Raw genomic sequence first — 25,914 nt, 5'->3', positions numbered from 1 at the left:
ACCATGAAACTGGTCGACCACTTCGAACACGGACTCAACTCCCCCATCTGCCTGACCTGGGAGCTGACCTACGCCTGCAATCTGGCGTGCACACACTGCCTGTCGTCCTCGGGCCGCCGCGACCCACGCGAATTGAGCACCGCCGAGTGCAAGGCCGTCATCGACGAGCTGCAGCGCATGCAGGTGTTCTACGTCAACATCGGCGGCGGCGAACCCACCGTGCGCCCGGACTTCTGGGAATTGATCGACTACGCCGTCGACCACGGCGTCGGGGTGAAGTTCTCCACCAACGGCATTCGCCTGACCGCCGACCGCGCCCGCGTGCTGGCCGCCAGTGACTACGTCGATGTCCAGATATCCCTGGACGGCGCGACCGCCGAGGTCAACGACGCGGTGCGCGGTGCGGGGTCCTTCGCCACGGCCTGGAACGCCATGCAGAACCTGGCCGACGCGGGCAAGACCGGCTTCAAGCTCTCGGTGGTCATGACCAGGCACAATGTCGGCCAGCTGGACGAATTCAAAGCCATCGCCGACCATTTCGGCGCGCAGCTGCGCATCACCCGCCTGCGGCCGTCCGGCCGCGGCGCGGACGTGTGGCCCGAGCTGCACCCGACCGCCGAGCAACAGCTGACCATCTACGACTGGCTCGTCGCCAACGGCGAACAGGTGCTCACCGGTGATTCCTTCTTCCACCTCAACGCTCTCGGCGACACCGCGCTGCCGGGATTGAACCTGTGCGGCGCGGGCCGCGTGGTGTGCCTGATCGACCCGGTCGGCGATGTCTACGCCTGCCCGTTCGCCATCCACGATGAATTCCTGGCCGGGAACGTGCGCGACCCCGGCGGCTTCGACACCGTCTGGCGCGGTTCGGACCTGTTCACCCGCCTGCGTGAACCCCAGGCCGCCGGCGCGTGCGCGCAATGCTCGGCCTTCGACGCCTGCCGCGGCGGCTGCATGGCGGCCAAGTTCTTCACCGGCCTGCCGCTGGACGGTCCCGACCCCGAATGCGTGCGCGGGAACGCCGAATCCGGGCTCGCGACGCCCGGGCAGCGGCCGACCCCGGACAAGGATCACTCGCGGAAGCGGCGCTCGGCCGTGACGCTCGGCATCCCCACCCTCGCCCGGGCCACCGTGCCCGACCGCGCCTGCGACACCAGCCCGCTCGCCGGACTGCGCTGAATCGCGTTACCAGACAAGGATATCCACACGATGGCAAGCACCAGCGACTGGTTCGAATCCGTCGCCGAGGCCCAGCGCCGCGCCAAGAAGCGCGTTCCCAAGGCCGTGTATCTGGCCCTGCTGGCCGGGTCCGAGGCGGGGGTCACCCTCGATGACAACGCCGCCGCGTTCGCCGAACTCGGCATGCGCCCGCACATCGCCGACCTGCCCGCGACCCGCGATCTGTCCACCACCGTGCTGGGACAGGAGATTTCGCTGCCGGTGATCTGCTCACCCACCGGGGTGCAGGCGGTCGATCCGGCCGGGGAGATCGGCGTCGCCCGCGGCGCGGCACAGTCGGGCACCGCGCTCGGGCTGTCCTCGTTCGGGTCCAAACCGATCGAGGAGGTCGTGGCCGCCAACGACAAGACCTTCTTCCAGGTGTACTGGCTGGGGAGCCGCGAGGCCATGGTCGCCCGGCTCGACCGGGCGCGCGAGGCCGGGGCCAAAGGCGTGATCGTCACCCTGGACTGGATTTTCGCCACCGCCCGCGACTGGGGCAGCCCCGCCCTGCCCGAACGGGTGGATTTCAAGACGGCCGTGAAGTTCGCGCCCCAGGTGCTGGCCCGGCCCGGCTGGCTGTGGCGCTTCGCGCGATCGGGCGCGCTCCCGGACCTGAGCACCCCGAACCTGGTGGCCCGCGGGGAAACCGGCCCTACCTTCTTCGGCGCGTACGGCGAGTGGATGGGCACCCCGCCGCCCACCTGGGACGATCTGGCCTGGCTGCGCGAGCAGTGGGACGGGCCCTTCCTCATCAAGGGCATCTCGCGGCCCGACGACGCCAAGCGCGCCGTGGACGTCGGCGCCACCGCCATCTCGGTGTCCAATCACGGTGGCAACAACCTCGATTCGACTCCCGCCTCCATCCGGCTGCTGCCGAGCATCGTCGATACCGTGGGCGGGCAGGTGGAAATCCTGCTCGACGGCGGGGTGCGGCGCGGCAGCGACGTGGTCAAGGCGCTCGCGCTGGGCGCCCGGGCGGTCATGATCGGGCGGCCCTACCTGTGGGGCATGGCCGCCGGGGGCGAACGCGGGGTCCACAACGTGCTCGAAGTCCTGCGCCAGGGCATCGATTCCACGCTCTACGGGCTCGGGCACGCGAGCATCGCGGACCTCGGCCGGGACGATGTGATCATGCCGGACGGGTTCACCCGGGGCCTGTGATGGACACCGCCCCCGTCGCCGTGGTGACCGGCGCCGCACGCGGCATCGGGGCGGCGACCGTGCGCGCCCTGGCCGGGCGGGGCTGGGGTGTCGTCGCGATCGATCGCTGCGCCGACGACCCGGCCGTGCCGTACCCGCTCGCCACGCTCGATCAATTGCATTCGCTCGCTGCGGAATACGACGATTCGGTGCTGCCGGTCGTTGCCGACGTGCGCGACCGCGACGCGCTCGCGGCGGCGGTGGGCCTGGCCGAGGAACGCTTCGGACGGGTCGATGCCGCCGTCGCCGCCGCTGGCGTGATCACCGGGGGCGGGCGGGCCCTGTGGGAAACGGACGCCGGCGACCACACCGCGATGTTCGACATCTGCGTCCACGGGGTGGCGAACCTGGCGCGAGCCGCCGTTCCGGCCATGCTGCGCCGAACAGGCACGGGCGCAGGACGTTTCATCGCCCTCGCCTCGGCGGCCGGGCACCACGGAATGTGGCGGCTGGCGGGCTACAACGCCGCCAAGCACGCGGTGGTCGGGCTCGTCGCCGGACTCGCGCACGACCTGCGCGGCACCGGCGTCTCCGCGGTCGCGGTGTCGCCCGGATGCACCCGCACCGCGCTGCTCGCCGAATCGGCTCGGCTCTACGACCTGGACTCGGTCGAGGCGTTCGCCGCGCACCAGATGCTGGACCGGATCCTCGAGCCCGAGGAGGTCGCCGGGGTGGTGGCGTGGCTGTGCGCGCCCGAATCCGCCTGTGTCACCGGCACTGTCGTACACGCCGACGGAGGGTTCCTGCCGTGAGAGTGCTCCTGGATCCACGCGGGCGGCGGTTCGCCGACGGGCGCGGACTGCTCGGCGGTTCGCCGACGCGACTGCTGCGCCTGGGCGCGAACGGCGCACGCGTGCTGGATGATTGGCTCGCGGGGTCCGGTGTCGGCGGAGATCCGGCGCACCGTGCGCTGGCCCGGCGGCTGTTGGACGCCGGAATCGTGCACCCGGCGCCGGAACCGGATCGGCGCGCGCGGCACGCGGTGACGATCGTCATCCCGGTGCGGGACAACGCCGCCGGGCTGGCGCGTTTGACCTCGACCACCGTCGGCGACTCGCGATGCGTGATCGTCGACGACGGGTCGCTGCCGCCGCTGCCGGATGCCACCGTGCGCCATCGCATCCCCCGCGGCCCGGCGGCGGCGCGCAATACCGGCCTGCGCGGTGTGGACACCGCACTGGTGGCGTTCCTGGATTCCGATACGATCCCGGCTCCCGATTGGCTCGACACCATCGTTCCGCTGTTCGAGGATCCCGCGGTGGCGGCGGTCGCACCGCGCGTGCGCAGCCTGCCCACCGGCCCGATCGGGCGCTACGAAGAGCGCCGATCCGCCCTGGACATGGGTGGGCGGCCCGCGACCGTCCGCCCCGACGGGCATGTGCGCTATGTCCCCTCGGCGGCGCTGGTCGTGCGTGTGGACGCGTTGCGCGCGGTCGGCGGGTTCGATGAGCGCCTGCGCTTCGGTGAGGACGTCGACTTGGTGTGGCGACTGCTGGCCGCGGGACATACGGTGCGCTACCAACCGGAGTCGACGGTGCACCACGAACCGCGCGCGAGCCTGAGCGAGTTCCTGCGCCAGCGCTTCGACTACGGCACCTCCGCCGGGCCGCTGTCGACCCGGCATCCGGAGTTGCTCGCGCCCGCCGTGCTGACCCCGATCACGCTGGCGCAGGTGGTCATCGCGGTGTGCGGCTTCCCGGCCGCGGCCCTGGCGCCGAGCTTGTTCACCGCCGCCACGACCCTGCGGGTGCTGCTCCGGGGCGGTGTTCCTGTTCCGGTCGCGGCGGAACTGGTGGCGACCGGGCAGCTCACGCTCGTGCGGCAGTGGGCCGCCGCGATCCGCCGCACCTGGTGGCCGCTGCTGCTGTGGAGCCCGCGCGGGCGCACCGTGCTGCGGCTGGCCTGCGCGGTCGCCGCCCTGGAAGCGGTCGCCGAGAACACCGATCCGGCACTGCGATTGGCCGACGACTTCGCGTACGGGCTCGGCGTCTGGGCCGGATGCGCGCGCACGCCGACCACGCGGCCGCTGCTCCCGCGCCTGGTTCGCTCGACCGATCGAGTCCGCCGATGACCGGCCCGTGGCCCGCCGAACTCGTCGCGCACCGCTCCCCCGAGGTCGGCGCGCGCCCGCGCCTGCTGCTGGCCGTCCCGGTGGGCGCGACCGAACAACACGGCCCGCACCTGCCGCTGGACACCGACACCGCCATCGCGGTCGAGCTGTGCCATCGGCTGGCCGCGCGCGTTCCGGATGTCGTTGTCGCACCGGCCATCCCGTTCGGATCCAGTGGCGAGCACTCCGGTTTCCCGGGCACGCTGTCCATCGGCAGGCATGCACTGCGGGTGCTGCTGGTCGAATTGGTGCGCTCGGCGGACGAATTCGCGGGCGTCATCCTGGTCAACGGCCACGGCGGCAACCTCGATTCGCTGCACGCGGCGGCCCGCATCGCCCGCTACGAGGGTCGCGACGTACTGGCCTGGTCACCGGCGGGCGACCCCGGGGACAGTCACGCCGGACACGCGGAGACCTCGGTGATGCTGCGCCTGCGCCCGGAATCGGTTGCCCTGGAACGACTCGAACCAGGCGACACCCGTCCGCTGGGTGAGATCATCGATCAACTGCGCCGGCACGGCGTCGCGGCGGTCAGCGCCAACGGCGTCCTCGGCGATCCCACCCGAGCCACCGCCGAGGACGGTGAACGCCTGCTCGAACGCTGGGCCACCGCCCTCGCCGAGCAGACCGCCCGCCATTTCCCCCGCCCCGGCCCGGCGCCGCACGACCCGGTTCCGGACGGGGCGACCGCCATATCCGGTTGAGCCGCTCCGGCCACCCTTGTCCCCCACAGTGATTCGCGGCCATCCGGCCCGGGAGGAAGATCCATGCACCCCATCGACGCCGCCACCCTGCTGATCCGCCTGGTTCTGGGCGCGATCATGATCGCCCATGGGGTCAACCACTGGATCGGCGGCGGCAAGATCGCCGGTACCGCGCGCTGGTTCACCGGCCTCGGCCTGCGCAACGGCGTGCTGCAGGCCTGGCTCAGCGTGCTCACCGAGATCGGCGCGGGCGTGCTGCTGATCGCGGGGCTGCTCACGCCCCTGGCCTGCGCCGCCACCATCTCGATCATGCTCGTCGCCGGGCTGCTGGCGCATCGCGCCAACGGCTTCTTCGTCTTCAAGGAGGGCTACGAATACGTTCTGGCCCTGGGGGCTACGGCGCTGGCGCTGGCCCTGCTCGGCCCGGGCCGCATCTCACTCGACCACGCCGTGGGCAGCGAGATCACCGGCTGGGCGGGCGGCGGTCTCGCGCTCGGGGCGGCTGTCGTCGCGACGGGCGGCCTGCTCGCGGTGTTCTGGCGCCCGGGAGCCCGGTAGCGGCTGACGGGCCGCCTCCTCGATCATCGAGATGAACGGGGCCAGCAGCGGATTCGTACCGCCGGTCGGCCACATCAGGCCGTAGTCGATCGGCGGTGCGTCGCGGAACGGCACGAAGACCAGGCCCGGATAGGAAAAGAACTGGTCCGCGCGCGCCGCCACGGGACCGACGCCCATCCCCTGGCTCACGTGCACGAGCATCTCGGACCAGCAGGCCGTCGCCGACCCGTGCGGCACGGGGCGTCCCGACGGCGTCCGGCGCGGGAAATAATGGTCCAGCCAGTAGCGCGGTATGAGGTCGCCGGCGACGGTGATCAGGGTGGCGTCGGCCAGATCCTCCAGGGACACCGAGTCCCGGCGGGCGAACGGATGCCCCTCGGGCACCATCAACGCTCGTGGCTCGGAGAACAGGACCGGCCCGGTCGTGATGTCGGCTTCGGCGATCGGCAACTCGGTGAGCTGCAGATCGACTGCGCCCGAACGCATCCGGCCCAGCGGATCGCCGATGTGGATCTCCTCCACCCGCACGACGCTCCCCGGATAGCGGGCGCGGAGCCGATCTGCCGCCCGCACCATCACATTTCCACACCATGGGGCCGAGAACCCCGCCGTGATGGCGGGTTTCACCGCGTTGCCCAGACTCGCCGCGGCGAGTCCGGCGGTGATCCGGTCGTAGGCGGGGCGCAGCTCGTCGCGCAGCTGTTCGCCGACGACCGTCAGGGCCACCGTCCGGCTGTTGCGCTCGAAGAGCGGCGCGCCGACCTGTCGTTCGACCTTGCGGATGAGCTGACTGATCCGGCTGGTCGTCACCCGCAGGCGTTGCGCGGTCCGGCCGAAGTGCAGTTCCTCGGCAAGGGTGAGGAAGGCCTCGAGCTCCAACCGTTCCAGCATTGCTCATCCTCGTCTCGTGCGGCCGTCCCGGTCGTTCCCGCGGCTCGGGCATGGTAGCGGGCTGATCGATGGCCGGGCGCACGCGGCTCAGCGGGCCAGTTCCTCGGCCATGCGGGCGGTGACAGTGGCCAGCACGCGGGCCGCGATCGCCAGGTCTTCGGGAGAGACGGAGCCGTAGGCGGCCGACACGATCGCACCGGACTCGGCGCGGATCCTGCCCGCGAGGGCGGTGCCGGCGGCGGTGGGTTCGACCGAGCCTTCCGGGGTGGTCGCGAGCAGACCGCTGCCGAGCAGCGCGTCGATCGCGGTCTCGACGTCGGCGGGATTCCACCGGGTCATCCGGGCGATCCGGGCGATGTACGCGGCCGGCTCGACCGGTTCGCCGGCGGCCAGGGCCTGGTTGAGCACGATCCACTGATGCTCGTCGAGGGTGGTGCCGGCCAGCGCGCGGTTCAGGATCGCGGCGTGGTGCTTCTCGGCCTGGCCGACGATCGCGGGGTTCAGGGTGGGCTGGGTGGTGGCGGTCATTGCGATCTCCTCGTTCGGTGGTGCTCGGTGACGAGTTAGATTCTGACACTCAGTTCCAGAAATGCGCAAGTGTCAATTTCGACTGAGTATCTTTCGTGCCTGAGGCTCGCTTGGGGGTAGGATCTCGGCATGCCTCGAGACGACCGCGCACTGCCGCTGCGTGAACGCAAACGGATACGCACCCGCCGCGCACTCGCGGACGTGGCACTGCGGCTGTTCACGGAGAAGGGCTTCGCCGCCACCACCGTGGAGGAACTGGTCGACGCGGCGGAGGTCTCACGCAGCACGTTCTTCCGGGCCTTCCCCACCAAAGAGGCCGTGGCGATCGAGGCCGAAACCGAGTTGTGGACGGGCTATCTCGACGCCCTGGCCGAGCACGCACTGACCGGGCCGATCCTCGACGCGCTGCGCGACACCCTCGCCGGCGCGGCCGCCGCGCTCCCCGACGACTGGGACGAGCGCTACATCGCCACCCGCCGCCTGGTGCTGACCGCGCCGAGTCTGCTCGGCCACGTCGAGTACTCGCGGTCACGCGTGGAAACCCAAGTGGCCCAGCACCTGTCGGCTGAGCTCGCCCTCTCCGACGGCGACCTGCGCCCGCGCATTCTCGCGGAGATGACCACCACAGCCTGGAGCACCGCGGGCCGCGCCTGGGTTGCCGCCGACGGGGCGGGTGGGCGCACCGGCCTGCTCGACGGTCTGCGTGACGCCTTCGCCGCCGTGCCGGGCGCGCTCGAGCTGACGCGGTAGTCTGCCGCCCGTTCGGGCACCGGGCTTCGTCATCAGCGGGGCCCCGGTCATCACCGTGGGCGGCGTACCCGGGGTGCGCGTCTCGATCCGGCGAACCGGGCACGCGACATCACCCGGAAACGACCGCGGCGTCAGCGGATCATCCGCTGACGCCGAGAGGGGTTGCGCGCGTTACTACTTCAGCATGCTTCCCGCGTCGATCGGGAGGGGGACGCCGGTGATGTAGCGGGCCTCGTCGGAGGCCAGGAACAGGACCGCGTTGCTGATGTCCTCGGGCTCCATCCACGGCACGGGGAGGGTGTGGAACATGCGGCAGATCGGCTCCAGGTCGGCGGGGCCGGGGGACTCGAGGTCGGGGCGGAACAGTTTGTAGGTGCCCTCGTTCATCACCATGGGGGTGTTCACGTGGGTGGGGTGCACCGAGTTCACGCGGATCGAGTGGTGGCCGAGCTCGACGGCGAACGTGCGCATGAGGCCGACCACGCCGTGCTTGGCGGCGACATAGTGGCCGACGTTCGGGTACGCCTTGAGGCCGCCGACCGAGCTGGTGAGAATGATCGAGCCGCCGCGCTCACCCGAGACGATGTGCGGGACAGCGGCTTTCACGGTCTTCCAGACGCCGCCGAGGTTCACCCCGATCATGTCGTCCCACAGCTCTTCCTTCAGGTCGGTCAGCAGACCGCCCTCGTTGCCGATGCCGGCGTTGGCCACGACGATGTCCAGGCGGCCGAGCTGTTCGACGCCGCCGTCCACCGCGGCCTTCATCGCGTCGTAGTCGCGCACGTCCACCTCGGCGGTGACCACGCGGCGGCCCAGGCCCTTGACCAGTTCCGCGGTCGTGGCCAGATCCTCGGGGGTGGACATCGCGAACGGCACGTTGTCCAGCTGCTTGCAGACGTCGATCGCGATGATGTCGGCGCCCTCCTGCGCCAGGCGCACCGCGTGCGCGCGGCCCTGACCGCGGGCCGCACCCGTGATGAATGCGACCTTTCCTTCGACCCGTCCGGTCATCACTACCTCACTTCATTGGTTCGCCGAATCGGCATGCCCGAGTAGGGAACTCAGGACTTGGGGGTGAATTCGAGCTGCAGCTTCTGCAGGCCGCGCAAGATGTAGGTGGGCTCGTAGTCGTAGCGCCGCGCGTCGATCGGGCCGTGCTCGTTCTCGTCGATGCGGATGTCGAGCATCCGATCGAGGATGCGCTCCATCGACACCCGGCCCTCGACTCGAGCGAGCGGCCCGCCCGGGCAGGTGTGCACGCCGCGCCCGAAAGCCATGTGCTCCCGGGAGTTCGGGCGATCGAGGCGGAAATCGTGCGGGTCCTCGAAGCGGCGCGGATCGCGGTTGGCCGCACCCGGGCACAGCATGATGGTGGTTCCGATCGGCACCTCGGTCTCACCGAGCTGGGTGGCCTGCTTGGCCAGTCGGAACAGACTCTTCACGGGAGCCTCCATGCGCAGGGTCTCCTCGATGAACACCGGGATCTTGCTGCGGTCGGCCCGGAGCTCCTCCTGCAGACCCGGTGTGTCGCAGAGGAATTTGAGCGCGGAGGTCAGCAGCTTGGCGGTGGTCTCCTGCCCGGCGGCGAAGAGGAAGGTCGCCGAGCGCACGACGTCGATGACCTCGGGGGTCGACCCGTCCGGGTACTTGGCCAGCGCGAGCTGGGTCAGCACGTCGTCACGCGGGTTCGCGCGGCGGTCGGAGATGTAGGCGCTGAACTTCTCGTCCAGGAACTCGAGCGGGTTGCTCGAGACGATGTCGTCGTCGAGGGCGCCGACGCGCGCGCCGGGCCGCTCCGCACCCAGCACCACCCGGAACTGCTGGTGGTCCTCCTCCGGAACGCCGAGCACATCGGCGACGACCAGGAGCGAGAAGGGTTTCGCGTACGCGGCGAGGAAGTCGCACGCGCCGTCGGCGACGAACTCGTCGAGCTGGGCGTCGGCCAGCCGCCACATGAACTCCTCGTTCTCCTTCAACCGCGCCGGGGTGAGCAGGCGGTTGAGCAGGGATCGAGCCGCCGTGTGGTCCGGCGGATCCATGGTGACCATGTGCTCGTACATGGGCATCTTGTGCCGGTGCTCGGCGATCAGCGCGCCCAGGTCGTCGCCTTCGACTTCGAACGGCAGCGGCGGGAACGGGCCGCCGACCGCGATCACCGAGGACAGCGCGTCCCCGTTGCGCATGGCCTCGGCCGTCTCCTCGTATCCGGTCACCGCCACGACCCCGTGGTGCGGCAGCCCGGTCACCGGGCACTTCGAGCGCAGGTGGTCGTAGTACGGGTGCGGATTCGGCACCAGCGCCTGGTCCGTGAAGTAGTCGACCGTGTCGAAGTCAGTCATCCTGGACAGCTCCTGCCGTGGTTAGAGAATTCACTCTGAATGATAATTGCGATCTTCTCTCACGAGAATAGCGTTCTCCGATAGGCATGGGCCATCGCCCGGATCCGGAGACGCGAGGTCAGTGACCGACCAGCATGGCTTCCGCCGCCGCCGGGGACTCCCCCGGACATCCGGCGGCCCGCAGCGCACAGGATTTGAACGCCCGAGCGGCCGTGCTCACCCGGTGCTCGCCCGGGTGCATCCGGCCCGCCAGTTCCTCGGGCACCTCCGCACCCCAGAGCAACACGCGAGACCTGCCGCGCTCGAGGCACGACAGCACGCCGGCGCGCACGCGCTCGTCCGCCAGGTACGCCTCGACCGTCACGGCGATGACGTCCGGCCAGATCTCCGGCTCGGCCGGTGGCCGCGCGGGCAGCAGATCCATGCTGGTCGCGCCCAGAATCTCCAGGGCGCGAACATCTTCCAGGTCCGACAGCAGCACGCTCACCTCCCAGCCCGCCGAGGCATGATCGAAGAGCCAGCCGCCGGCGTAGCGCACCACGTCGGCCGCCCGGGGTGCGACCACGACCACCCGGTATCGCATGGGACGGCGACGGGCCTTGGCCCGCCAGCCGGAGAGCGGAAGCGCGCCCGGCACCTCGGAGTCGAAATCGCTGGAAACGGCGGACTGCCCGGCCATCGGGGCTCCCTCCCTGACGGAATCGCGCCACGCGCCGAGGTACCCACCCGCGCTACGGAAACGAGATTCTCTTTTTCTGTGAGATCGATCTCACCATACACAAAAACGACATTCGCAGCAGCGGGTTGCCGATCCCCCTGTCCGGCAGATCGGCGCGACTCCCATGCCGCCCCACCCGATTCCGGCTCTCAGCTCGGCAGGGTTGTCCGCGCACGGTTGCGAGAATATCATTCTCACAATTCGACAAGGAGGATCTCATGGGTAAGCAGGAGCTGCCGTACCAACTCTTCGACGCCGACAACCACCTGTACGAGACCAAGGAGGCGCTGACCAAGTACCTCCCGGAGAAGTACGCCAACGCCATCCAGTACGTCGAGGTCAACGGCCGCACCAAGATCGCGGTGCGCGGTCAGATCAGCGAGTACATCCCGAATCCCACCTTCGAGGTCGTGGCACGGCCCGGCGCGATGGAGGAGTACTTCAAGAACGGCAACCCCGAAGGCAAGAGCCGGCGCGAGATCTTCGGCGCGGCGATCAAATCCACCCCGGCGTTCCGCGAGCCCGCGCCCCGGCTCGAGCTCATGGACGAGCTGAACATCCATCGCACCCTGATGTTCCCGACGCTCGCGAGCCTCATCGAAGAGCGCATGAGCGACAATCCCGAGCTCATCCACGCGGTGATCCACGCGCTCAACCAGTGGCTGCACGAGACCTGGTCGTTCAACTACAAGGACCGGATCTACACCGTGCCGGTGGTCAGTCTGCCGATCGTGGACCGGGCCATCGAGGAACTCGAGTGGTGCGTCGAGCGCGGCGCCAAGGCCATCCTGGTGCGGCCCGCGCCGGTTCCGGGCCTGGGCGGTTCGCGCTCGTTCGCGCTGCCGGAGTTCGACCCGTTCTGGAAGCGGGTCGTGGAGCTGGACGTGCTGGTCACCATGCACTCCTCGGACAGCGGGTACGCCAAGTACTCCTCGGACTGGGAGGGCAACAGCGACGAGATGCTGCCGTTCCAGACCAACACCTACCGCATGCTCAACGAGTGGCGGCCCATTCAGGACGCGGTCGCCTCCTGGGTGTGTCACGGTGCGCTGCTGCGGTTCCCGGAGCTCAAGATCGCCGTCATCGAGAACGGCGCGAGCTGGCTCCCGCCGCTGCTCGAAGGCTTGGCCGACGTCTACAAGAAGGCCCCCGAGGGCTTCGGATTCAAGGATCCGGTGGCGGCGATCAAGAACAGCGTGCACGTGAGCCCCTTCTGGGAGGAGGATCTGGCCGCACTCGCCGACCTCATCGGCGTGGAGCGGGTGCTGTTCGGTTCGGACTACCCGCATCCGGAGGGCCTGGCCGAGCCCGCCCGCTACGTCAACGAGATCAAGGACATGCCGCTCGAACACCAGAAGCTGATCATGGGTGGCAACCTCGCACGGCTGCTGTCGGTATGAGCGAGTGGGAGACCCTGCCGCAGCTGGTCGCCTCCGCGGCAACGCGTTTCGGTGACGCGGAGGCCATCGTCGACGGCGAGCTGCGGCTGAGCTTCACCGAACTCGCGGACCGGGTCCGCCGCGCCGCCGGCGCGTTCGCGAGCGCCGGGGTCGAGGCGGGTGACCGGGTCGCGCTCTGGGCTCCCAACTCGGCCGAATGGATCATCGCCGCATGCGGGCTGGTGACCGCGGGCGGGGTGCTGGTTCCGGTCAACACCCGGTTCAAGGCCGCCGAGGCCCACGATGTGATCGCGCGCAGCGGCGCGCGGATGGTGCTGGCGCAACAGGGTTTCCTGGGCGCGGAGTACTCCGCGCCCGCCGGCGTGCCGGTGATCGACCTGAAGTCCCGATTCCTCTCCGGTGGAACGCCGTTCGAACGCGACGTCGACGGCGACGCGATCGCCGACATCGTGTTCACCTCCGGCACCACCGGAAAACCCAAGGGCGTCATGATGAATCATCGTCAGACGTTGCGGCTCTATGAGGAGTGGTGCGCGCTGGCGGATCTGCGGACCGGCGACCGCTACCTGATGGTGAATCCCTTCTTCCACACCTTCGGCTACAAGGCCGGTGTCGTAGCCTCGCTGATTCGCGGCGCGACCATGCTGCCGGTGCCGGTGTTCGAGGTCGATCGGGTGCTGGAGCTGGTCGCACGCGAGCGGGTGACCATGCTGCCCGGGCCGCCGACCCTGTATCACTCGCTGCTGCAGGCTCGGGGCGCGCACGATCTGTCCTCGTTGCGGGCCGCGGTGACCGGTGCGGCGGACATTCCGGTGGAGTTGATCCGGCGGATCCGCGAGGAACTGCCGTTCGAGACCATCATGACCGGATACGGGCTGACCGAGGCCGGCACCGCGACCGCGTCCCGGCCCGGGGACACCTTCGAACAGATCGCCACCACGGTGGGCCGGCCGTGCGACGGGGTCGAGGTGCGGATCGCCGCGGACGGCGAGGTACTCGTGCGCGGGTACAGCGTCATGCGCGGATATCTCGATGATCCGCGCGCGACCGCCGAGGCCGTCGACCCCGACGGCTGGCTGCACACCGGCGATCTCGGCGAGCTGGACGACGGCGGCCGGTTGCGCATCATCGGCCGCAAGAAGGACATGTTCATCGTCGGCGGCTTCAACGCCTATCCGGCGGAGATCGAGGGCTTCCTGCTCGAGCATCCCGCCGTGGCCCAGGCGGCGGTCGTCGGGGTGCCCGACGATCGGATGGGGCAGATCGGCATGGCCTTCGTGGTCGCGAAAGAGCCTGTGTCGGAAGCGGAATTGATCGCGTGGAGCCGAGATCGCATGGCGGGCTACAAGGTTCCGCGTTCGGTGCGGTTCCTGGCGGAGTTGCCCTTGAACGCCACCGGGAAGGTGATGAAGGACCGGCTGCCCGCCGGCGACTGACTGCTCCGGGCGCGGGTTCGGTCGACCCGGCTTCGCGCCCGGTGTATCTTCAACCCAGACGAGAGTGTGATTCTCTTGATTGGAGATCAATACTCTCCAGTGCGCCGGACCGGGTCCGGCCCCTCAGGAACAGCGAGGAAACCCGTGAACATCGACGACATGATCCTGGTGAGCATCGACGACCACGTGGTCGAACCGCTCGACATGTTCGACGGCCACGTACCCAAGAAGTGGGCCGATCTCGCACCCAAGGTCGTCGTCGACGAGCACGGTGTCGACCGGTGGATCTACCGGGATCGCCCGACCGGGGTGGCGGGGCTCAACGCCGTCGTCTCCTGGCCGCCCGAGGAGTGGGGCCGCGATCCGGCGGGGTACGCCGAGATGCGGCCCGCGGTCTGGGATGTGCACGACCGGGTGCGCGACATGGATGTCAACGGCGTGCTCGCCTCGATGTGCTTCCCCACCTTCGCCGGCTTCAGCGCGGGTCACCTGAGTCGCGGCGGGCAGGACGAGATCACCGTGGCGATGATCTCGGCGTACAACGACTGGCACATCGAGGACTGGGCGGGAGCCTATCCCGGCCGGTTCATTCCGATCGCGATCCTGCCGACCTGGGATCCCGCGCTCGCGGTGGCCGAGATCGAGCGGGTCGCGGCCAAGGGCTGTTTCTCGGTGACGATGCCGGAGCTGCCGCACATCGACGGGCTGCCGAGCTATCACGACATCGACTACTGGGCACCGGTTTTCGCGGCCCTGTCCGATCACGACATGGTCATGAACCTGCACATCGGACAGGGTTTCGGCGTGCTGCGCCTGGCCCCGGACGCGCCCATCGACAATCTCATGGTGCTGGCGCCGAGCATTTCGCTGGTCGCGGCCCAGGATCTGCTGTGGGGACCGGCTTTTCGCACGTTCCCGAAGCTGAAGGTGGCGCTGTCCGAGGGCGGGGTCGGGTGGATTCCCTTCTTCCTGGATCGCTCGGACCGGCACTACACCAACCAGCGCTGGCTGCGCCGCGACTTCGGCGGCAAGCTGCCCAGCGAGGTGTTCCGCGAGCACGTGCTGGCCTGCTACGTCACCGACCGGACCTCGCTGAAGTTCCGGCACGAGATCGGGATCGAGAACATCGCCTGGGAGTGCGACTACCCGCATTCGGATTCGATCTGGCCCAACGCACCGGAGTTCGTGCTCGAGGAGCTGCAGGCGGCCGGCGCGGACGACACCGACATCGACAAGATCACGTGGCAGAACGCGTTGCGCTTCACCGGGTTCGACCCCTTCGCCCACATCCCGAAGGAGCAGGCGACCGTCGGCGCGCTGCGCGCCAAGGCCGCCGACGTCGACACCTCCACCAAGTCCCGTAAGGAATACGCCGAGGCGTTCGCCCGGCGCGCACACTGAAGGTCCCCACATGCCGATCCTGGTCTTCTCCACCCCGCGCGACGGGATGGATGCCGAATACAACGAGTGGTACGAGAACATCCACATCGCCGACATGCTCGAGATTCCCGGCGTCCGTTCCTGCACCCGCCACCGCCGCCTGAACCCCACCGACCCCGAGGACCTGGAGTACCTCGCGGTCTACGACGTCGACGGCGACCCCCTCGCCGTGCTGAAGGAGATAGGCGCCCGCTCCGCCGACGGCCGCCTCCGCCTCAACCCCTCGGTCGATCCCCAGCGCCTGCGCATGACGGTCTGGCAGCAGCTGTAGAAACCCGCACTGAGACAGCGTGATCGGTGGGGCGTGGCGGAGTGGCCGCGCCCCACCGATCACGGCTTTAGAATCGGCACGGTGGATCGCACATCCTTCTGTGGCAGTTTCGATCACTGTGACAGCGCACGAATGGCCGCCGTCATCACCCGGTGGTTGGGAACAACGGCGGTCAAGGCCAAAGACCGGATGTTCGGATTCGAGCTGACCTACGAGGACGACTCGATCTATGTCTACTGCCACGAGGCGCAGGGTGGTCGCGAGTACCGGTCCTATTACCTCGTCGAGGGCGTGATCGAAACCTCTGACGCGAACCCGGTCGAGCGGTTGACCGGCCTGGTGCGGATCGCCGTGGCCGACGGGTTGGACTGCAGTGTCGACTACACGCCGGTCGACGCAGAGGGCGAGCCGATCGGCGACGAATCGACCATCACCCCGGAGAGCCTGCGGCAGTCCCGAGCCGGGCAGCTTGCCGAGGACGGCCAGGGCGGCGCGGCGAAACCTACCAGGGCCCTTCGCGAATCGTGACCCGGCGACCGCGGTCGGACCGCCTACGTTGTGAGCCGGGACGTAGCGGGGGTGCGGGACCTGGTTCACCGCGGTGCCGCGAAGCCGGTCCTCTCCTGCCGCACCCACGCCGTAGGGTGCGGTGGTGCAGGCTTCAGCCGAGGAGATCGTTCAGTACGCCGCCGGTCTCATCCAGGATCGCGAGCGGCTCGACACACGTGAGATCGCGGCCAGGTTCGGGATCTCGCGTTCGACCCTGTTCCGGCGGGTGGGTAATCGCGAGGCGTTGATGGGGGCGGCACTGTGGTGGCTGGCGCAGGGGGCGCTGGGCCGGGCGCGCAGCCGATGGGAGCGGGAATTCGGTAGCGTCGTGCGCAACGACGCCGGGCGGTTGCGGTATCTGTGGATCCTCGAGCAGTACGGCCTGGCGATCATGCGCGACAAGGGTTTCGCGTGGCTGCTCGAGAACGATCACCTCACCGCCATGCGCGTGCTCACGGATCCGGAAGGCGCCGTACAGCCGGGATTGATCGCCGCGCATCTGGACCTGCTCACCCGTGATGTCACCGACGCCGGGCTGAGCCCCCTGGTCGATCTCGAGACCCTGGCGTTCGCCGTCGTCCGGCTGGCGGACGCGCTGTTCTACTCGGACATCATGGCGGGCCACACCGAGCACTTTCCGAAGGTAACCCTGCTGTTGCAGCAGCTCGTCGAGGGGACCGTGCAGATTCCGCGCTAGCGCCGAGCGGCGTTCGGGGGCAACCGGATCCGATCGCGCCCTCTTGTGAAACACATCCCGGATGTGTTTCATAGAGTGACCCAGACCATACCGAGGGCCCGCGGTGCGGTCGTCAATCAGACCGGTTCCGCTCGCCCGGAATCGGCCGCGATCACCCCGTGAGAAAACATGAAACGCCGAACCGGCGCGCTGGCCGCGTCCCTCGCCCTCGCCTGCCTCGCCTTCTGCACCCCCGCCCACGCGGACCTCGCTCCCCCGAACGCGAACGATTGGTCCTGCACGCCGACCCGAGACCATCCCCGCCCGGTCGTCCTGGTGCACGGCACCGGAAGTTCGGCCGCCGGCAACTGGGTCACGCTCGCGCCGCTGCTGGCACGGGAGGGCTACTGCGTGTTCGCCTTCGACTACGGCGAAACAGCGACGTCCCTCGGAATCTTCAAGGGCCTGGGCGACATTCCCGCGTCGGCACACACGATGGCCGCGTTCGTGGACCAGGTGCTGGCCGCCACCGGCGCCGACAAGGTCGACGTGGTCGGGCATTCCCAGGGTGGCGGAATCCTGCCGCACTACTACCTCGAACGCCTCGGTGGCGCGGCCAAGGTCGCCGCCCTGATCGCGATCGCGCCGAGTAACCACGGCACCACCACCTTCGGGCTCGCGACCCTCGCCTCCGCACTCGGCCTGGTGGACCCCGTGGCCAACCTGTTCGGGGTCCTGCAGACCCCCGCCTTCGCCCAGCAGTCCGTCGCCGCACCGCTCGTGGTGGAGGTGTACAGCGAAGGCGACACCGTGCCGGGGGTGCGCTACGCGGTCGTGCAAACCAGAAACGACGCGGTCATCACCCCGTACACCAACGCCTTCCTCCAAGGCGACAACGTCACGAACATCCTGCTGCAGGACCAGTGCCCCGCCGACCCGGTCGGCCACATCGGCATGTACAACGACGGCCCCACGATGCAGAACATCGTGAACCTGCTGGGCCCCAACGATCCTGGGTTCCGCCCGACTTGCACCGGGTACGGTCCGGGCATCTGAGTGCCGCCGCCCGCTCGGCTTTCCGAGCGGGCCATCCGGCCTGTCGCGACGGCCGCGGCGAAAACTACCGGGGCCCTTCGAGAATCGTGACCGCGGCGACCGCGGTCGGTCCGCCTATGTTGTGGGCCAGGGCGTAGCGAGGATTCGGGACCTGATTCACCGCGGTGCCACGGAGCTGCTCGAACAGCTCCACGCACTGGGCTATGCCGGTCGCGCCGGGTGGGTGGCCCTTGGACTTGAGGCCACCGCTAGGGTTGACCGGCAGGCTCCCACCCAGGGTCGTGGCGCCCGACTCGACCAGGCGGTAGCCCTCCAGCTTCGGAGCGAAGCCGAGGTCCTCGTAGCTGATCAGCTCGATGCCGGTGAAGAAGTCGTGCACCTCGGCCACGTCTATGTCGGCGGGGGTCAGGCCCGCCATCGCGTAGGCGTGCTGGGCGGCGCGCACGGTCGCGGGGAAGGTCGTCATATCGCGTTTGTGCTGGTGCATCACCGAATCCAGGCCGAGGCCGACGCCGCGAATCCAGACGGGGCGGTTGGTGTAGCGGTCGACCACGTCCTCGGCGGCCAGTAGGAGGGCCGCCGCGCCGTCGCTCTGGGGGACGCAGTCGTAGACGCCGAAGGGGTCGGCCACGATCGGCGCGTTCAGGGCCTGATCCATGGTGATCTCGAACCGCAGTCGCGCCTTCGGGTTTCGCGCGCCGTGCCGGTGGTTCTTGACCGCCACCATGGCCAGATGCTCACGCGTGGCCGGGCTTTCGTGCAGGTAGCGGTTGACGTGCAGGGCGAAGCCGGCGGGCGCGAACAACCCCAGCGGGTAGTCCCAGACCTTGTCCCCGGCCATCGCCTCCCATTCGCGCAGCAGGTCCTTCTGCGCGGTCTCGCGGAGTTTGTCCGCCCCGATGACCAGCGCGATATCCACCGCGCCGGAACCGATCGCGAAGACCGCGTTGCGGACCGCGTCGTTGCCGGTGGCGCAGGAGTTGTCGATATGTGTGACGGCCAGCTCCGGCAGGCCGAGGGCGTCCGAGAGTACGCCGGCCGGGAACCCGTCGGTCGCACCGGTGGATCCGAACCAGGCGGCGCGCAGCTCGGCGGTGCGCACGCCCTTGTCGACGCTGGCCGCGCAGGCCGCGAACGCCATGGGCAGCAGGTCTTTCACGCCGAGGGCGAAGTGCTCGGCGAAGGGCGTCATGCCCGCGCCGACAACGGCGACGTTTCTCACGATGCCTCCAGATCCGGTTCGAACGCGTATCCGTAGTCCGGGACCCCGGCGCGTAAAGCCACCCGCCGCAGCACCATTCGGCCGCGCGCTCCGATGGCCACGGTGCCCGGGTCGACGCCGGTGACCGGCGCGAGCGCCCGCACCCCGACGTCGTCGAGCTCGACCACGACGAGCGAGTACGGCGTGCGCTGCCCGGGCACCGGCAACCGCACGGTGGTCTCGGTGTACACGGTGCCGGTGCGCGGCAGCGGAACCGGCGTGTAGTCGGTGTGCAGGGTGCCGTCGGGCCCGAGCCGATAGCGCGGCGGGAAGTCCAATTCGGTACTGCCGCTGTGCTGTCCGGCTTCCCAGCGCACCTTGGCCTCGAAGGCCCGCTCGTAGGCGGCCAGCGACAGCGGCAGGTCGGCGGCAGGTGTCTCGGCGCGTTCGAGTGGTTCGCGCGCGGGTGGCTCGCAGCGCCGCACGCGCACCGGTCCGGGCGCGACGATCAACCCGGAGAGGTTCGCCTGCTCGACCCCGACCAGCAGTCCCGCGGTATCCCATTCGGCCATCGCCGCGAGCGCGAAGAGCCCGGCGGCGGCGCCGAGCGTCGGCAGTTCGGGCGGGCGGCCCAGGCACAGCCGTTCGGCCTGGGCGTGGTCGATTCCCGCCACCGCGGTCGGGGTGTCGAGCCAGGCCGCCGAGAGCGAGGCGACGGGACCGCGTTCGTGCAGCAGCCGCGGATCACCGTAATCGTGCACGGCCCCGGTGGTATTGCGGGTGCGCGCGGGCAGGCTACGCGCCACCCGGGCCGCGATCCGCACGTGCAGACCGTGATCGGAGACCCGGGCCGCGGCCGCGCCCGCCGAGGGGTCGATATCCACCCCGATGACGAGGGTGCGCGGTCGCGCCGAGGTCAGCGCGTCCAGGGCAGCCGGTGCGCCGCCGAGTCGCTCGATCACCTCGAGCTCCGGATCCAGCCCGAGCCCGGCCAGCAGCACCGCGGCGTTGCTGGTGTCGGTCAGCGGCAGATCCCGGCTGACCACCACCACCCGCTCCACCGGCTCGCCGGGGTCGAGCGCGGCCCGGCCCGCCGCCACCGCCAGGGTGATGGCGTCCTCGTCATCCCCGGCCACCCGGGCACGCGGCGCACCCCAGCACGGCAGGTACGTCCCCATCGACGCGATGTACGGCATGGGCCGCCTTTCTGTGCGAGCGGTGCAAAGGTTTTCGTGCGACTGGTGCGCCGATCTCGGTGCGAGCAGGGCAACGATTCGGTACGAGCGACGCGATCACGCGCCCCCGGACCCGATTTCGGCAGTGCTGGCGGCCTTGCACGCGATGCCGCCCGCCACCGTCAGGAGATCGCGCCCGCGGTCTTCAACTCGATGATGCGATCCCAGTCCAGCCCCAGTTCGAGCAGCACTTCCTCGGTGTGCGCGGCGAACGCCGGCCCAGGGCGCAGTTCCGGCGCACCGACGTCGAATTGGACGGGACTGGACACCAGCTCCAATTCACCCGCGGTGAGCAGGTACTCGTTCGCCCGCACCTGGGCGTCCTGCCCGAGCTGGCGGGTGTCCTGGACCGGGGCCCACGGCCCGGAGAGGGTGGCGAAGCGTTCGGTCCACTCGGCCAGCGGCCGGGCGCCGATCACCTCGCGCAGAATCGCCACGGCCGCCGCGGTATTCGCGCTGAGCTGCGCGGCGTCGGCGAACCGCGGATCCTCGATGAGGTCGGGCCGCTCGATGTGCCGGCACACGTCGGCCCAGAACTTGCCCGGCTGCAGCATGACGAAGGACAGGTAGCGTCCGTCGGAGGTGGCGTAGAGACCGGACAGCGGATTGGTCGGCGCGCCGTGCACGCCCGGCGCGGGCGCGGACAGTGGTTCGCCCACGTGCGCGGACAGCGCGATGCCGTGGCCCATCGACCACAGTCCGCTGCCCAGCAGCGACACGTCCACCACCGAAGTTTCGCCGGTGCGTTCGCGTTTGAGCAGGGCGGCCGCGATACCGCCGGCGAGGTTGGTGCCGGAGATGGTGTCCCCGAACGCCGGTCCCGGCGGATTGATCATGCCCTCGATGCCCTCGGGGGTGAGGCTGGCCGCGATGCCCGCGCGGCACCAGAACGCGGTCATGTCGTAGCCGCCGCGATCGGACTCGACCCCGCGCGGTCCGAGCGCACTGCCGCGTGCGTACACGATCGACGGATTCACACCGCGGATGTCGTCCACGTCGATGCCGAACTTGGCGCGCGCGCCGGGCAGGAAGCTCGTCAGGAACACATCGGCGGTGCGAGCCAGATCGTGGATCACCTCGCGCCCCTCGGGGGTGGACATGTCCACCCCGATGCTGCGCTTGCCCCGATTGGCGTGCTCGACATTGGGATTGGCGTCGCCCTCGACCTTGAACCGGCCGACCTGGCGCAGTCCGCGCTGCGGGTCGCCGGTGATCGCGTGCTCGACCTTGATGACGTTCGCGCCCCAGTCGGCGAGCACCGCGCCCGCCGAGGGTACGAACCCGTACATGGCGACCTCGAGGACGGTGATGCCGGCCAGGGGCCCGCTCATGCGCGCACCTCCGCGACGGTCTTGGTCTCGAGGAACTCCTCGAGCCCGGCCCGGCCCATCTCCCGGCCGATGCCGGACTGCTTGTAGCCGCCGAAGGGCACGTCGGGCTGGAAGTAGTTGCCGCCGTTGATGCTCATGGTGCCGGTGCGGATGCGCTTGGCGACCGCTTTGGCGCGCTCGGCGTCCGCGCCGAACACCGCGCCGGACAGACCGTAGATCGAGTTGTTGGCGATGGCGACGGCCTCGTCGATGTCGCCGTACGGGATGAGCGCGAGCACGGGCCCGAACACTTCCTCCTGCGCGATCTCGCTGTCGGGATCGACGTTCGCGAGCAGGGTCGGCGCGTAGAAGAAGCCCGGATCCGTCTTGGTGCCACCGGTGATCAGCTTCGCCCCGGCCGCCACCGCGCGCTGGACCAGACCGTCGACCTTCTCGCGCTGGCGCTCGCTGATCAGCGGGCCCATGTAGTTCTTCGGGTCGTTGGGGTCACCGTAGGACACGTTGGCGAAGTTGGCGGCGATGAGTTCGGCGAGCTTGTCGTGTTCGCTCTGCGGCACCAGGATTCGCGTGGTGAGCGCGCAGCCCTGACCGGCGTGGGTGACGATGCTGAACGCCGCGAACAGCGCGGACAGGGTGAAATCGGCGTCGTCGAGCAGGATCATCGCCGACTTGCCGCCGAGCTCGAGGAACACCCGCTTGAGCGAGCCCGCGGCCGCGGCCATGATCTTGCGGCCAACAACGGTGGAGCCGGTGAAGCTGACCACGTCGACATCGGGATGGGTGGTCATGCGTTCGCCCACCGCGATATCCGAGGAGGTCAGCACGTTCACCACGCCCGCCGGAATGTCGGTGTGCTTCGCGATGACCTCGCCCAGCGCGAGGGTGGCGAGCGGGGTGTCGGGCGCGCCCTTGAGCACCACGGTGCACCCGGCCGCCAGCGCCGGCGCGAGCTTGGCCAGGGCGAGCTGGTGCGGGTAGTTGTAGGCCGCGATGGCCGAAACCACGCCCGTCGCTTCCTTTTCGGTCCAGCGATGGTGTTGCGCGCCCCGGATCTCCACCGCGCCGTACTCCTCGGTGAAGGAGTACTCGCGCAGCAGGTTCGCGTAGTAGCGCACGATCTCGATGGGCTGTTCGAGCTGGTTGCCCTGGGTGAGCAACCGGGTGGCCCCGACCTCGGCGATGGTCACCTCGCGCAGGTCCTCGACGTTGTCGCGCAGGGCCTGATACAGCTGGTCGAGACACCGGATGCGCAGCTCGACGTTGGTCGACCAGTCGGTGGTGTCGAAGGCGCGCCGCGCGGCGGCGATAGCCGCGTCGGTTTCGGCGATTCCGGCTTCGGGCGCGTGCCCGTACACCTCGCCGGTGGCGGGGTTGAGCGAGTCGACCGTGCGTCCCGTCTCGACCAGTTGCCCGTCGATGAGCAGTCGCCGCGCGACCTTCACCGCTTGTTCCCGCGTTGACATCCCGGCTCCTCACCCTATTGTGGAAACATCATTCTCACTAGGCGAGAATGATACATTCAATTCCGCGAACGGTAGCAAGAATCCTTGCTGGAGAGGAGATCCGGTCGTGAAGACCGCAGTGGTCACCGGAGGCGCCTCCGGCATAGGGCTGGCCATCGCCCAGCGCCTGCGCAGTGACGGATTCACCGTCGCCACCCTGGACCTGAACAATCCCGAGAACGACGATCTCGAATACCGGGCGGACATCACCGCGCCCGATCAGATCGCCGCCGCGCTCACCGCGATCCGCGCCCGCTTCGGTCCGGTCACCGTCCTGGTGAACGCGGCCGGACTCGAAGGCTTCCAGCGCTTCACCGCGCTGACCTTCGAGAAGTGGCAGCGGGTCATCGACGTCAACCTGCACGGCACGTTCCACTGCGTGCAGGCGGTGCTGCCGGACATGATCGGCGCGGGCTGGGGCCGCATCGTCAATATCTCGTCCTCGAGCGCGCATTCGGGGCAGCCGTTCATGGCGCACTACGTCGCGGCCAAATCCGCGATCAACGGGCTGACCAAATCCCTTGCGCTGGAACTGGGTCCGGCCGGCATCACCGTGAACGCGGTGCCCCCGGGCTTCATCGACACCCCGATGCTGCGCAAATCCGAGGACAAGGGGCTGCTCGGCGGGACCGTCGAGGACCACATCGAGCGGACGCCGGTGCGGCGCATCGGAACTCCCGCCGATATCGCCGCGGCCTGCTCGTTCCTGATCTCGGAGGAAGCCGGGTACATCACCGGCCAGATCCTCGGGGTCAACGGCGGCCGCAACACCTGAGCCGAAAGGGCCACCCGTGACAACCCTCGCACCCCGCGGCCGGATCCCGATCGGCCGATCGTCATGACGCTCATCGAATCCGAACTGGCCGCCCTGGACGACGATTCCGCGCCGATCCCGGTCCTGGCCGAGGTCGGCGGGATTCCCGTCTCGGGTCTGCTCGCCGCGACGCGCGAGCCACGCGCGACCCTGGTGGCCCTGCACGGGGGTTCCACGAGCTCGATCTACTACGACTGCCCCGGCCACCCGGAGCTCTCGCTGCTGCGACTGGGCCGAAGACTCGGCTACACCGTGCTCGCCCTGGATCGGCCCGGCTACGGGGCCTCGACCCCGTTCGCCGCCGACCTCGCGACCCCGGAACAGCGCCTGGACCTGATGTTCGGGGCCATCGACGCGCACCTGGGTACGCGCGACCGCGGCGCCGGGATCCTGCTCGTCGGGCATTCGGCGGGCTGCGAAATGATCATGCGAATGGCCGCCGACGAGCGCGGCGCCGGACTGCTCGGCGTCGAACTGGCCGGCACCGGCCGCCACCATCCGCCGTTCGCGCAGGAAACCCTGTGGGGCCCGGACTCCGACGGCGGGACACGACCACCGGGCCTGGGCGATCTGCTGTGGCGACCGGAACGGCTGTATCCGCCCGACGTGCGGTACGGCGCGAGCATCGCGGCCTCGGGTGCGCGCCTGGAATCGAGCACCGTGGCCCACTGGGCCGAGCACGAGTTCCCGCTGCTGGCCGCGCGCGTGCCGATTCCGGTGCGGTTCACCATCGGCGACCACGAGCGCGTATGGCGCAGTGACGCCGAGGAATTGACCGCCGTGGGCGCGATGTTCCGCTCCGCGCCCCGGGTGGTGCTGAGCCACCGCCCCAACACCGGGCACAACCTGAGCGTCGGATACACCGCCGCCGCCTACCACCTGAGCCTGCTGGCCTTCGCCGAGGAGTGCGTCGCGGCCCGCGCCGACGCCGCGTTCTCCGCTCCGGCAACACAATTCGACGGCTTCGCCGAGGCGGCGCCGCAGACGGAGGGACACCGCTGATGCGTGTCGGATTCATCGGACTCGGCAGCCAGGGCGGGCCCATGGCCCGCCGGATCATCGAGGCGGGCTATCGAACCACGCTGTGGGCGCGCAGATCCGCGAGCCTGGAACCCTTCGCGGACACCGCGGCCGCCACGGCCGACTCCCCCGCCGCCCTGGCCGCCGCGAGCGATCTGGTCTGCCTGTGCGTGGTGGGCGACGCGGACGTGCGGCAGGTGGTGCTCGGCGAGCAGGGCATTCTGGCGGGCCTGGCCCCGGGCGGAATCCTCGCCGTACACGCCACCGTGCACCCGGACACGTGCCGAGAGCTCGCCGAAACCGCTGCCGCCCAGCGGGTCACGCTCATCGACGCGCCGGTCAGCGGCGGTGGTCCGGCCGCCGCGGCGGGCACCCTGCTGGTCATGGCGGGCGGGCCCGCCGACGCGGTGGACCGCTGCCGCCCGGTCTTCGGCACGTTCGCCGACCCGATCGTGCACCTCGGCGGGGTGGGCGCGGGCCAGACGACCAAGCTCCTGAACAATCTGCTGTTCACCGCCAATCTGGCCACTTCCGTCAGCACCCTGACCCTGGGCCGGGAACTCGGGATCAGCCCGGAACGCCTGGGCGAGGTCATCTCCCACGGCACGGCCAACAGCTTCGCCCTGGGCCGCCTGGTCGCCGGCGACGGCACCCTCACGCGCCTGGCCGCGCACGCGGGCGATCTGCTGCGCAAGGACGTCGGCCTCGTCGCCGATCTGGCCTCCCAGGCGGGCGTCGTCCCCGGCGTCGTCCTCGGCACCGCCGACGCCACCCTGAGCATGATGGACCGCTCGCGCTGATCGATGCCGTTGCGCCCCTTATGCTTCGGGCGCAACGATGGTCCGAACGTCACTGTGGCCCGGAGACCCCGTGTGGGGGTCCCGGGCCACAGGTTTCAGCAGCCGGTCGTGCCGGCCGAGCTGAGTCTCGGAGGTGCGGGTTCGCCGGTGGCAGAAGAAGCCAG

At 69.7% G+C, this 25,914-nt stretch carries 25 protein-coding genes and 1 pseudogene; 17 read left to right on the top strand and 9 right to left on the bottom strand.

Features of this window, described 5'->3' with window-relative positions; translation table 11 throughout:
* Window positions 1-3 precede the first annotated feature (3 nt).
* From mftC to ACWIGI_RS35525, 6 genes are all read left to right on the top strand, one after another.
* Window positions 4-1,179, top strand: a complete 1,176-nt coding sequence (gene mftC, locus ACWIGI_RS35550; protein WP_454207911.1) for a mycofactocin radical SAM maturase — start codon at window positions 4-6, stop codon at window positions 1,177-1,179.
* 30 nt (window positions 1,180-1,209) lie between these two features.
* On the top strand, window positions 1,210-2,382 hold the full coding sequence (gene mftD, locus ACWIGI_RS35545) for a pre-mycofactocin synthase MftD (protein WP_454207909.1): 1,173 nt from the start codon (window positions 1,210-1,212) through the stop codon (window positions 2,380-2,382).
* Complete coding sequence (locus tag ACWIGI_RS35540; RefSeq protein WP_454207908.1) at window positions 2,382-3,173, top strand: mycofactocin-coupled SDR family oxidoreductase; 792 nt, start codon at window positions 2,382-2,384, stop codon at window positions 3,171-3,173. Before mftD ends, ACWIGI_RS35540 begins: the two co-directional genes overlap by 1 nt.
* Window positions 3,170-4,492 (top strand): mycofactocin biosynthesis glycosyltransferase MftF, encoded by a 1,323-nt coding sequence (gene mftF, locus ACWIGI_RS35535; RefSeq protein ID WP_454207906.1) that lies wholly within the window; start codon window positions 3,170-3,172, stop codon window positions 4,490-4,492. Before ACWIGI_RS35540 ends, mftF begins: the two co-directional genes overlap by 4 nt.
* The gene (mftE, locus tag ACWIGI_RS35530; RefSeq protein WP_454207904.1) at window positions 4,489-5,235 is read left to right on the top strand and encodes a mycofactocin biosynthesis peptidyl-dipeptidase MftE; all 747 of its coding nucleotides are present in this window, start codon (window positions 4,489-4,491) and stop codon (window positions 5,233-5,235) included. The genes mftF and mftE overlap by 4 nt, the downstream gene beginning before the upstream one ends.
* A gap of 63 nt (window positions 5,236-5,298) precedes the next feature.
* Window positions 5,299-5,793, top strand: coding sequence for a DoxX family protein (locus tag ACWIGI_RS35525; RefSeq protein WP_454207902.1), 495 nt, complete (start codon window positions 5,299-5,301; stop codon window positions 5,791-5,793).
* Window positions 5,794-5,814: 21 nt separating this feature from the next.
* Here ACWIGI_RS35525 and ACWIGI_RS35520 read toward each other — a convergent pair.
* Together ACWIGI_RS35520 and ACWIGI_RS35515 are read right to left on the bottom strand one after the other, a co-directional pair.
* A pseudogene (locus ACWIGI_RS35520) lies at window positions 5,815-6,684 on the bottom strand (LysR family transcriptional regulator); the annotation flags it as partial.
* An 87-nt stretch (window positions 6,685-6,771) separates the two neighbouring features.
* A complete protein-coding gene (locus ACWIGI_RS35515; RefSeq protein WP_454207900.1) occupies window positions 6,772-7,212 on the bottom strand; it encodes a hypothetical protein in 441 nt (146 codons plus the stop codon).
* A 129-nt stretch (window positions 7,213-7,341) separates the two neighbouring features.
* On the opposite strand from ACWIGI_RS35515, the gene ACWIGI_RS35510 reads away from it, so the two are divergent.
* Entirely contained in the window at window positions 7,342-7,962 is a 621-nt protein-coding gene (locus ACWIGI_RS35510; RefSeq protein ID WP_454207898.1) for a TetR/AcrR family transcriptional regulator, read from the top strand.
* Window positions 7,963-8,136: 174 nt separating this feature from the next.
* Here ACWIGI_RS35510 and ACWIGI_RS35505 read toward each other — a convergent pair whose 3' ends face one another.
* The 3 genes from ACWIGI_RS35505 to ACWIGI_RS35495 all read right to left on the bottom strand — a co-directional run bounded on the left by ACWIGI_RS35505 (window position 8,137) and on the right by ACWIGI_RS35495 (window position 10,980).
* Complete coding sequence (locus ACWIGI_RS35505) at window positions 8,137-8,973, bottom strand: mycofactocin-coupled SDR family oxidoreductase (RefSeq protein WP_454207897.1); 837 nt, start codon at window positions 8,971-8,973, stop codon at window positions 8,137-8,139.
* Window positions 8,974-9,023: 50 nt separating this feature from the next.
* Entirely contained in the window at window positions 9,024-10,301 is a 1,278-nt protein-coding gene (locus ACWIGI_RS35500) for a cytochrome P450 (RefSeq protein ID WP_454207896.1), read from the bottom strand.
* A 118-nt stretch (window positions 10,302-10,419) separates the two neighbouring features.
* Window positions 10,420-10,980, bottom strand: coding sequence for a hypothetical protein (locus ACWIGI_RS35495; RefSeq protein WP_454207894.1), 561 nt, complete (start codon window positions 10,978-10,980; stop codon window positions 10,420-10,422).
* A 257-nt stretch (window positions 10,981-11,237) separates the two neighbouring features.
* Between ACWIGI_RS35495 and ACWIGI_RS35490 the strand changes: the two genes are divergently transcribed.
* The 7 genes from ACWIGI_RS35490 to ACWIGI_RS35460 all read left to right on the top strand — a co-directional run bounded on the left by ACWIGI_RS35490 (window position 11,238) and on the right by ACWIGI_RS35460 (window position 17,847).
* On the top strand, window positions 11,238-12,419 hold the full coding sequence (locus ACWIGI_RS35490) for an amidohydrolase family protein (protein ID WP_454207892.1): 1,182 nt from the start codon (window positions 11,238-11,240) through the stop codon (window positions 12,417-12,419).
* Window positions 12,416-13,855 (top strand): FadD3 family acyl-CoA ligase, encoded by a 1,440-nt coding sequence (locus ACWIGI_RS35485; protein ID WP_454207890.1) that lies wholly within the window; start codon window positions 12,416-12,418, stop codon window positions 13,853-13,855. The genes ACWIGI_RS35490 and ACWIGI_RS35485 overlap by 4 nt, the downstream gene beginning before the upstream one ends.
* A 144-nt stretch (window positions 13,856-13,999) precedes the next feature.
* Entirely contained in the window at window positions 14,000-15,256 is a 1,257-nt protein-coding gene (locus ACWIGI_RS35480; protein WP_454207888.1) for an amidohydrolase family protein, read from the top strand.
* 10 nt (window positions 15,257-15,266) lie between these two features.
* Window positions 15,267-15,566: a hypothetical protein gene (locus ACWIGI_RS35475; protein ID WP_454207886.1), complete on the top strand. Its 300-nt coding sequence runs from the start codon at window positions 15,267-15,269 to the stop codon at window positions 15,564-15,566.
* A gap of 132 nt (window positions 15,567-15,698) precedes the next feature.
* Complete coding sequence (locus tag ACWIGI_RS35470) at window positions 15,699-16,094, top strand: hypothetical protein (protein ID WP_454207884.1); 396 nt, start codon at window positions 15,699-15,701, stop codon at window positions 16,092-16,094.
* A gap of 124 nt (window positions 16,095-16,218) precedes the next feature.
* Window positions 16,219-16,812 carry a QsdR family transcriptional regulator gene (locus ACWIGI_RS35465; RefSeq protein WP_454207882.1) on the top strand — a complete coding sequence of 198 codons (594 nt, stop codon included), beginning with the start codon at window positions 16,219-16,221 and terminating at the stop codon, window positions 16,810-16,812.
* Between the two features lie 168 nt (window positions 16,813-16,980).
* Window positions 16,981-17,847 (top strand): esterase/lipase family protein, encoded by an 867-nt coding sequence (locus ACWIGI_RS35460; protein WP_454207881.1) that lies wholly within the window; start codon window positions 16,981-16,983, stop codon window positions 17,845-17,847.
* A gap of 64 nt (window positions 17,848-17,911) precedes the next feature.
* Here ACWIGI_RS35460 and ACWIGI_RS35455 read toward each other — a convergent pair whose 3' ends face one another.
* From ACWIGI_RS35455 to ACWIGI_RS35440, 4 genes are all read right to left on the bottom strand, one after another.
* On the bottom strand, window positions 17,912-19,069 hold the full coding sequence (locus ACWIGI_RS35455) for a thiolase family protein (RefSeq protein ID WP_454207879.1): 1,158 nt from the start codon (window positions 19,067-19,069) through the stop codon (window positions 17,912-17,914).
* Window positions 19,066-20,244, bottom strand: coding sequence for an OB-fold domain-containing protein (locus ACWIGI_RS35450; RefSeq protein WP_454207877.1), 1,179 nt, complete (start codon window positions 20,242-20,244; stop codon window positions 19,066-19,068). The genes ACWIGI_RS35455 and ACWIGI_RS35450 overlap by 4 nt, the downstream gene beginning before the upstream one ends.
* A gap of 161 nt (window positions 20,245-20,405) precedes the next feature.
* Entirely contained in the window at window positions 20,406-21,614 is a 1,209-nt protein-coding gene (locus tag ACWIGI_RS35445) for a CaiB/BaiF CoA transferase family protein (protein ID WP_454207875.1), read from the bottom strand.
* On the bottom strand, window positions 21,611-23,077 hold the full coding sequence (locus ACWIGI_RS35440; protein ID WP_454207873.1) for an aldehyde dehydrogenase family protein: 1,467 nt from the start codon (window positions 23,075-23,077) through the stop codon (window positions 21,611-21,613). The genes ACWIGI_RS35445 and ACWIGI_RS35440 overlap by 4 nt, the downstream gene beginning before the upstream one ends.
* 106 nt (window positions 23,078-23,183) lie before the next feature.
* On the opposite strand from ACWIGI_RS35440, the gene ACWIGI_RS35435 reads away from it, so the two are divergent.
* The 3 genes from ACWIGI_RS35435 to ACWIGI_RS35425 all read left to right on the top strand — a co-directional run bounded on the left by ACWIGI_RS35435 (window position 23,184) and on the right by ACWIGI_RS35425 (window position 25,750).
* On the top strand, window positions 23,184-23,891 hold the full coding sequence (locus ACWIGI_RS35435) for an SDR family NAD(P)-dependent oxidoreductase (RefSeq protein ID WP_454207871.1): 708 nt from the start codon (window positions 23,184-23,186) through the stop codon (window positions 23,889-23,891).
* 63 nt (window positions 23,892-23,954) lie between these two features.
* Complete coding sequence (locus ACWIGI_RS35430; protein ID WP_454207869.1) at window positions 23,955-24,932, top strand: alpha/beta hydrolase; 978 nt, start codon at window positions 23,955-23,957, stop codon at window positions 24,930-24,932.
* Window positions 24,932-25,750 carry an NAD(P)-dependent oxidoreductase gene (locus ACWIGI_RS35425; RefSeq protein ID WP_454207867.1) on the top strand — a complete coding sequence of 273 codons (819 nt, stop codon included), beginning with the start codon at window positions 24,932-24,934 and terminating at the stop codon, window positions 25,748-25,750. The genes ACWIGI_RS35430 and ACWIGI_RS35425 overlap by 1 nt, the downstream gene beginning before the upstream one ends.
* The last annotated feature ends 164 nt before the right edge of the window (window positions 25,751-25,914 follow it).

This window comes from Nocardia sp. NPDC055321 (genome assembly GCF_053645575.1).
The sequence above is the reverse complement of the archived record's forward strand: the minus strand, read 5'-3'. Positions and strand labels throughout refer to the sequence as shown.